Origin of the sequence: Mesorhizobium sp. M7A.F.Ca.US.014.04.1.1, from assembly GCF_003998745.1 — a bacterium.
GTDB classification, from domain to species: domain Bacteria; phylum Pseudomonadota; class Alphaproteobacteria; order Rhizobiales; family Rhizobiaceae; genus Mesorhizobium; species Mesorhizobium ciceri.
The window spans coordinates 1-6,635 of sequence record NZ_RZRW01000327.1; the positions used below are offsets into that span (position 1 = coordinate 1).

At 61.9% G+C, this 6,635-nt stretch carries 9 protein-coding genes and 1 tRNA gene; all 10 read right to left on the reverse strand.

The window, feature by feature from the left end; all coding sequences use genetic code 11:
- Nucleotides 1-18: 18 nt before the first annotated feature.
- A complete protein-coding gene (gene rplL, locus EOA22_RS20755; RefSeq protein WP_013531413.1) occupies nucleotides 19-396 on the reverse strand; it encodes a 50S ribosomal protein L7/L12 in 378 nt (125 codons plus the stop codon).
- A gap of 54 nt (nucleotides 397-450) precedes the next feature.
- Nucleotides 451-969, reverse strand: coding sequence for a 50S ribosomal protein L10 (rplJ, locus tag EOA22_RS20760; RefSeq protein WP_013531412.1), 519 nt, complete (start codon nucleotides 967-969; stop codon nucleotides 451-453).
- 393 nt (nucleotides 970-1,362) lie between these two features.
- On the reverse strand, nucleotides 1,363-2,061 hold the full coding sequence (gene rplA, locus EOA22_RS20765; RefSeq protein ID WP_013531411.1) for a 50S ribosomal protein L1: 699 nt from the start codon (nucleotides 2,059-2,061) through the stop codon (nucleotides 1,363-1,365).
- 4 nt (nucleotides 2,062-2,065) lie between these two features.
- Entirely contained in the window at nucleotides 2,066-2,494 is a 429-nt protein-coding gene (gene rplK, locus EOA22_RS20770; protein WP_013531410.1) for a 50S ribosomal protein L11, read from the reverse strand.
- Nucleotides 2,495-2,652: 158 nt separating this feature from the next.
- The gene (nusG, locus tag EOA22_RS20775; protein WP_013531409.1) at nucleotides 2,653-3,180 is read right to left on the reverse strand and encodes a transcription termination/antitermination protein NusG; all 528 of its coding nucleotides are present in this window, start codon (nucleotides 3,178-3,180) and stop codon (nucleotides 2,653-2,655) included.
- Nucleotides 3,181-3,207: 27 nt separating this feature from the next.
- Nucleotides 3,208-3,411, reverse strand: coding sequence for a preprotein translocase subunit SecE (gene secE / locus EOA22_RS20780; RefSeq protein ID WP_013531408.1), 204 nt, complete (start codon nucleotides 3,409-3,411; stop codon nucleotides 3,208-3,210).
- Between the two features lie 394 nt (nucleotides 3,412-3,805).
- Nucleotides 3,806-3,881: transfer RNA gene (locus tag EOA22_RS20785), tRNA-Trp, on the reverse strand.
- A gap of 80 nt (nucleotides 3,882-3,961) precedes the next feature.
- Nucleotides 3,962-4,513 (reverse strand): putative glycolipid-binding domain-containing protein, encoded by a 552-nt coding sequence (locus EOA22_RS20790; RefSeq protein ID WP_063168072.1) that lies wholly within the window; start codon nucleotides 4,511-4,513, stop codon nucleotides 3,962-3,964.
- Between the two features lie 29 nt (nucleotides 4,514-4,542).
- The gene (locus EOA22_RS20795) at nucleotides 4,543-5,025 is read right to left on the reverse strand and encodes a group II truncated hemoglobin (RefSeq protein ID WP_024505637.1); all 483 of its coding nucleotides are present in this window, start codon (nucleotides 5,023-5,025) and stop codon (nucleotides 4,543-4,545) included.
- A gap of 102 nt (nucleotides 5,026-5,127) precedes the next feature.
- Nucleotides 5,128-6,630: a hypothetical protein gene (locus EOA22_RS20800; RefSeq protein ID WP_245478662.1), complete on the reverse strand. Its 1,503-nt coding sequence runs from the start codon at nucleotides 6,628-6,630 to the stop codon at nucleotides 5,128-5,130.
- Between the last annotated feature and the right edge of the window lie 5 nt (nucleotides 6,631-6,635).

Genomic DNA, 6,635 nt, shown 5'->3' on the forward strand with positions numbered 1-6,635 from the left:
CGCCCGCCGCTTTTACGCTTACTTCAGTTCGACCTTGGCGCCGGCTGCTTCCAGCTGGGCCTTGAACTTGTCAGCGTCGGCCTTGGAAACGGCTTCCTTGACCGGCTTCGGAGCCGCTTCAACCAGATCCTTGGCTTCCTTGAGGCCAAGACCGGTGATGGCGCGGACTTCCTTGATGACGTTGATCTTCTGAGCGCCTGCGTCGGTGAGGACGACGTCAAATTCCGTCTTTTCCTCGGCCGGAGCAGCAGCGGCCGCAGCGCCGCCAGCAGCGGCAACCGCCACCGGAGCAGCAGCCGAAACGCCCCACTTTTCTTCCAGAAGCTTCGACAGCTCGGCCGCCTCGAGGACGGTCAGCTTCGAAAGGTCGTCTACGATCTTTGCGAGATCAGCCATTGTTGTGTTCCTTCATAAGGTTCGAACGTGTGTTTGTGATAGCGAGGAACGGCCTCATGCCGCCTCGTCCTTCCGGGCGTAAGCGCCGATGACGCGCGCGACCGAGGCCGCTGGCGCATTGACGATCTGGGCGATCCGGGTTGCCGGCGTGGCGATCATGCCAACCAGCCTGGCGCGCAGCTCATCGAGCGACGGAAGTGTGGCGAGTGCCTTCACACCGTCGGCATTGAGCGAGGTGGTGCCCATTGCGCCGCCGAGAATGACGAGCTTGTCATTTCCCTTGGCGAAATCGGACGCGACCTTCGGCGCCGCAATCGGATCCTCCGAATAAGCAATCAGCGTCTGTCCCTTGAACAGCTCGATGATCGATGCGGAGTCCGTGCCCTGAAGAGCGATTTTGGCGAGACGGTTCTTCGCGACTTTGACGGTGCCACCGGCAGCGCGCATTTTCGACCGAAGGTCGTTCATTTGCGCGACGGTGATACCGGCGTAGTGGGCCACGACCACTGAACCTGCGTTCGAGAACGCACCGTTCAGGCCCGTGACGAGTTCGCGTTTTTCCGCTCTGTCCACTGCCTATCTCCAGTTGACCCCAATCCTGTTAACGGGAACATCCCATTGACGAGGACAGGCGTCGGGTTGCCTTTTGTCGGCCGGGCCATCCAGTAACGGATCTCCCGAACGACGCTCGAGGATCCTGCCCCCTTTCGCCACATCGACAGTCAAGCCGGCGATGCGCAGACAAAAGGCAAACACGGTTCGAACCTTTCATTGGAGCAATCGCTCCGTTGTCCGGTCTTCACCCGTCTCATGCAGGCCCAAATCGAATTAAGGCTTCTGGGCCGCCTGCAATCTCGGACAGGATGTCCGGAAACCTTTCGGCTTCCGGTACCGGGCCGCCGACAAGTCGGAAGTCCGGAATTCACTTGCGGATCAGCCGCTTGGCGGCCGATCCAAATGTTCGTATCAGGACGCGTTGAGCGTCGCGACGTCGAGCTTGAGGCCCGGGCCCATCGTCGAGGTGACCGACACCTTCTTGACGTAGTTGCCCTTGGCGCCAGTCGGCTTTGCCTTGGTCACCGCATCGGCGAAGGCGCGGATGTTCTCTTCCAGGGCCTTGACGTCGAACGAGACCTTGCCGACGCCGGCATGGACGATGCCAGCCTTCTCGACACGGAACTCGACGGCGCCGCCCTTGGACGCCTTGACGGCGGCGGCAACGTCGGTGGTGACGGTTCCGACCTTCGGGTTCGGCATCATGCCGCGCGGGCCGAGCACCTTGCCCAGACGGCCGACCAGCGGCATCATGTCCGGCGTGGCGATGCAGCGATCGAAATCGATCGTGCCCTTCTGGACGATGTCGACCAGATCCTCGGCACCAACGATGTCGGCGCCGGCGGCGCGCGCTTCGTCGGCCTTGTCGCCACGGGCGAACACGGCGACACGTACCGAGCGGCCGGTGCCGTTCGGCAGGTTGACCACGCCGCGGACCATCTGGTCGGCATGGCGCGGGTCGACGCCGAGGTTCATGGCGACTTCGATGGTCTCATCGAACTTCACCGAGGAACGGTCCTTGAGCAGCTTCAGCGCATCACCCAGGGCATAAGCCTTGTTGGGATCGATGCCTTCGCGGGTCTTCGATACACGCTTTGCAATCTTTGCCATGATCTTAGCCCACCACTTCCAGACCCATCGAGCGGGCGGAGCCCTCGACCATGCGCATGGCCGCTTCGACGTCGTTTGCGTTCAGGTCTTTCATCTTCGCGGTGGCAATCTCGCGGACCTTGTCACGCGAAACCGTACCGGCCTTGACCTTGCCCGGCTCCTTGGAACCAGAGGTCAGGTTCGCCGCCTTCTTCAGGAAGTAGCTCACCGGCGCCGTCTTCATGACGAAGGTGAAGGACTTGTCCTGATAGTAGGTGATGACAACCGGAACCGGCGATCCCTTTTCCATTTCCTGGGTCTGCGCGTTGAACGCCTTGCAGAACTCCATGATGTTGATGCCACGCTGACCAAGCGCCGGGCCGATCGGGGGAGACGGCGTAGCCGATCCCGCTTTCACCTGGAGCTTGAGCTGGCCTGCAATTTTCTTAGCCATCTCTTTTCCTGCCTTTGTCTATGCCGGTCATGCCGGCGGTTGCAGTCTGGTGGTGCGATCCATGCGGCCGGCTAAAGCCGCATTCGTCTCCCACCGTTCTCAGGCCGCGCTTCCGCGCCGCCTCCCCTGACCGCCAAACCGGCTTCAGGGATTTCGGATCAGCCCTTTTCGACCTGCCCGAATTCCAGATCGACAGGCACGGCGCGCCCGAAGATCGAAACTTCCACCTTGAGCCGCGCCCGCTCCTCGTCCACTTCCTGGACGAAACCGTTGAACGACGCGAAGGGACCATCCGAAACGCGGATCGCTTCGCCGATCTCGAACGTGACCGAGGGCTTGGGCCGCTCGACGCCTTCCTGCACCTGGTTCAGGATGCGCTGCGCTTCCGCCTCGGTGATCGGCACCGGCTTGGAGTCACCCAGGAAGCCGGTGACCTTCGGCGTGTTCTTGACCAGCGAGAACACGGCGTCGGTCAGATTGGCCTTCAGCAGCACATAGCCCGGGAAGAACTTGCGCTCGGCATCGACCTTGCGGCCGCGGCGAACTTCGACGACCTTCTCGGTCGGAACCACGATCTGGTGGATGTCGGCAGACAGGCCCTTCTGCTTGGCCTTGTTCTCGATATCCTCGGCGACCTTCTTTTCAAAGTTCGAATAGGCGTGGACGATGTACCAGCGCGCGGTCATTTCAAGACTTCTCCGTAATCGCCGGACTTAGCGTCCGATGCCCAGAATCTGTTCGACCGCGAGGCCCATGAGCTGATCAGCGGTGAAGAAAAAGATCATCGCGATCACTGCGAAGGCCAGAACCATCACCGTCGAGATCATCGTTTCGCGCCGCGACGGCCAAGTCACCTTGGCGGTCTCCGCGCGAACCTGCTGGAGAAAGACGAAAGGATTTGTGGTTTTCGAAGCCATATGCCGCTCTGTCTTCAAGACCCGTTGGCCGGGTCTCCTGGATGATCCCGCTGGCCGGGACGTGCCGCCTGAGCGAATTTCGCGCCGAATCAGCGCAATCATTTCGCCCATGCAAATCAGACGCGTAAAGCCGGTTTCCCAGCTCCACGCGTCGCGTGTCTGTTTCGTCTACATAAAACCGATTCTTGATCCACGCAAGTGGCAAGTCTCCGCTTTATGACCAAACACCGCCTCGGAACCATCCAGTCGTTCCGTCCCGGCTATGGCGCTCTTATGCCCCAATCGACCCTATATGGCAAGCGGGTCGCCGATTTTCAAAGGCCGGACCATGGAAATATCGTTTTGAACGCCATTCCGAAACGGCGAGACATTGGGTTGAATGCCATTCAGGGAATGGCACGGGCAGCAGGGCTCGAACCTACGACCTGCGGTTTTGGAGACCGCCGCTCTACCAACTGAGCTATGCCCGTACGTGCGCATGTCGGCGCAGCAGGCGCTTCCTAAAAGCTTCCGCACGCTCTGTAAAGAGCGGTTTGCATGCAAACACGCCTTAACCTCTGCGCCAGAAATCGGGATAGTCGACAACCAGCCCGTTGCGGTCGATTTCAAGTTCCCGCCTGAAGTCGCTGGCGCGCGATTCATAGAGATATCGCCTGCCCTCTTCGAGGCATGTGTAGCGCTGCGGGTTGGCGACGACCGTGAGGGCGGGGAAGTCGATGAAGGCAGTGGTTATCTCGGCACTCTGCCCGGCGGAAAGCTGCAATCGCCGGATCGGCAGCGTGTTGGTGAACGGCGTGATGGTCAGGTCGGGATCGAAAATGCCATCGAGCTCCGGCATCGGCAGGCCGTCCCTGGTCCAGCGACCATCGCCATCGGCGGCAAGAACAAGCGTGCGGCCGCTACCGATCATATCGACAACGACACGCCTGGCGTGCCAGCCGACATCGCAAACGATGCGGTAACGGACGGCAAAAGGCGTTTGCCCGGAGCAGACTGCGACAGAGTCGGCCGAGACCTCCCCTGCCCGCTCCTGCAGCACCAAATGTTCGAGACCCGGTCCGTCCCACTCGCGCCAACGTATGATCTTCACATCTTCCGGCATCAGCCCAACACCTCCATGGCGACTGGACGCTAGTTTGTACCCGGTGGCTGATAGGGGCCGCCCGGCACACCCCAGCCCCAGGCCGGCATCGGTTCCGTCTGCGGATCGCAGGTTTCGCCGAGATTGGAGTTCATCTTGGCCAGGCGCGATCCCCATTCGACATAGCCCATGAAGGCCGAACGGAATTCCGGATCGTCAGGCAGGCCGACCGCGTCGGCGGCATCGGCCAGGAGGCTGATCCAGCGGCGGCGCTGCTCTTCGCTCAGATGCTTGCCCAGATGGTGCATGACCATCTCGCGGTGGCCGCCGAACTGCTCGCTGTAGGTCTTCGGTCCGCCGAAAACCTCGCCGATGAAGGCCGCGACATGGGCGGGGTGATCCGGCGACATGGTCTTGAACACCGGCCCGACGATCGGGTCCTGCGCCACCTTGTCATAGAAGGTCTGGGTGAGCCGGTTCAAAGCCTCGCTGCCGCCGGCCCATTCGTAGAGTGTCGGGATATCCTGGCCCATTCTCGAGCCTCCGCCTGCCTGAAGCCGCCAGCAGCGACGATAGCGGAAAAATCGAAAGCGGCTCAACCTGCCTCGATGGCCAGTTTCGGGCTCCGTCGCCCACTACAATTTGGCCGGCGCGTCAGCCTCGGCATTGGCGGCAGGCCGGATCCGGCAATTCTCGGGTCTTGGCACCGCCTCGCAAATGGTGGCGCCGGTCAGCGCGTCGACCGATTGCAGGCTCGTCGTCAGGCCAACCTTCAGCATCATGTCGGGTTCCAGCCGGCGCTCGACCGAGCGCCGCTCGATCGCCGCGAACAGGGCGGAACTGATCGCCATCTCCTCCAGGTAGGCCTTGACCATCAGCTTTTGCCCCATCGGGTAGAGGCTAAGTCGCGCCTGGGGACCGACAAGCCGCCTGATGCCGCCGGCAAGCATGAGCGCGCAGGCCGAATCGCACTCCACGCCCGCATCGATGCTCAGCCCGGCATAGGCGCCCTCCTTGGCCAGGCAATTCCACGCTCCTGGGTCACAGCCGACGAAATCGGTGCGGCCAACGGCGACGTCGAGCTTCTTTTCATGGATAAGCCGTCCCGCCGCCAGGGCGCTGAACAGGTCGCCTCCCTTCGAGCTGATCACGACAGGCAGTTGCCGTTTGCCGAGCGTGGCGAGCAGCTGGCGCAGCTTCTGCGGGGTCTGGGGGGTGATCGCGCCTTCCGCCGAGATCCATTCCGGGCAGTCTGGATTGCAGAGCGGATTGGTGCCGCGAACGACAACGAAGCGCATGTCTTCATCGCGCCGCGCCGCCTCGGGTTCGATCGCTGGCGGAGTAGGCCTGGCCGCGGTCGCCATCAGGCCATCAGGCTTGTTCCCCGGCACTTCCCGGCAATTCGTGGCCAGGCGGCCGGGTTCGCACAGGCTCGCCGCGGTCAACAGGCCCACGGCGTCCGTGCTGGTGACCAGCTTCATCGCCAGCATGTCATCGAGGGCGATCTGGTGGATTTCGCTGGCCGGGGTGCCCTTCATCGTTTCGAGCATGCTTTGTTCGATGCCCATCTGGTCCAGGTAGGCCGCCAGCTTTTTCTCCACCGACTTGCTCATTTCGTAGGTCTTGTAGCTGCCGGCGTTCTTGCGGCTGACGATCTTCGTGTTGAGGATCTTCTTCTTGCCCCCGACGATCCGGTAGGTGGTCCGGTATTGCAATTTCGTGCGGATGTAGGTCGTGGTGATCTGATGGACGCCGAGATAGGCCCATTCGCCGGCCACTCGCCTGATGCCGCCGGCAAACATCAGAGGACAGGCGGAATTGCACATGGCGCCATAGTCGATGACATCGCCGAAGTAGCGGGCGTCACGGTCCTGGCACCCCTTCGCGTCGGGCTGGCAGCTGGAAAACACCGTCTTGCCGATGGCGATATCGAGCTTGTTCTTGCGGATCAGCCGGCCAAGCGTCAGCGCCGCCTCGACATTGCCGCCGGGAGAATCCACGACAACAGGCAGTTTCCGCCCGCCAAGCGTCTTCAGCATGCGTTTGAAGAGCGCCGGAGTTCCGGCTTCTATGGAGCCCTCGGCCGATATCCATTCCGGACAGATCGGCTCGCACCCCGCTGCGTTGCTGCGGACAATGCCGA

What these genes read in the sequence shown, in the direction of transcription:
- nusG (WP_013531409.1), bottom strand. Translation starts at nt 3,180, where the DNA reads ATGACCGCGCGCTGGTACATCGTCCACGCCTATTCGAACTTTGAAAAG.
- secE (WP_013531408.1), bottom strand. Translation starts at nt 3,411, where the DNA reads ATGGCTTCGAAAACCACAAATCCTTTCGTCTTTCTCCAGCAGGTTCGC.
- EOA22_RS20795 (WP_024505637.1), bottom strand. Translation starts at nt 5,025, where the DNA reads ATGGGCCAGGATATCCCGACACTCTACGAATGGGCCGGCGGCAGCGAG.
- rplL (WP_013531413.1), bottom strand. Translation starts at nt 396, where the DNA reads ATGGCTGATCTCGCAAAGATCGTAGACGACCTTTCGAAGCTGACCGTC.
- rplK (WP_013531410.1), bottom strand. Translation starts at nt 2,494, where the DNA reads ATGGCTAAGAAAATTGCAGGCCAGCTCAAGCTCCAGGTGAAAGCGGGA.
- EOA22_RS20790 (WP_063168072.1), bottom strand. Translation starts at nt 4,513, where the DNA reads ATGCCGGAAGATGTGAAGATCATACGTTGGCGCGAGTGGGACGGACCG.
- rplA (WP_013531411.1), bottom strand. Translation starts at nt 2,061, where the DNA reads ATGGCAAAGATTGCAAAGCGTGTATCGAAGACCCGCGAAGGCATCGAT.